The sequence below is a fragment of the Aliivibrio sp. 1S128 genome, assembly GCF_001691065.1.
Taxonomy (GTDB): Bacteria; Pseudomonadota; Gammaproteobacteria; order Enterobacterales; family Vibrionaceae; genus Aliivibrio.
The window spans coordinates 1-280 of the sequence record NZ_MAJV01000038.1 but is presented as its reverse complement, the minus strand read 5'-3'; the positions used below and the strand labels follow the sequence as shown (position 1 = coordinate 280).

General features: G+C 35.7%; 1 protein-coding gene. It reads right to left on the bottom strand.

Annotated elements, in window-relative coordinates:
- On the bottom strand, window positions 1-280 hold a 280-nt coding region (locus A6E03_RS07180; RefSeq protein WP_141677240.1), incomplete at both ends, for a GNAT family N-acetyltransferase.

The following is a 280-nucleotide window of genomic DNA, read 5'->3' as shown; positions in this document are numbered from 1 at the left end:
TCTCACACGGTTCATATGAATAAATTGAGCATTTTCTGATGTTACTTGGAAACCAAATTTACGATATAAACCGCCCACCCGATTACCTTGCAAATAACACAATTTCACTGGTTTATTTTCGCTATCAGCAAACTCTAAACATTGACTTAAAACCTGACTTCCTATTCCTTTCCCGTGAAAATTTGGCAGTAAAAAGAAACGGCAAAAATAGAAATGGTCGCCTTTATTTTGAAGCAAATAGCTACCTATTGCTTCACCTAACATTTCAATGATGGTTGGT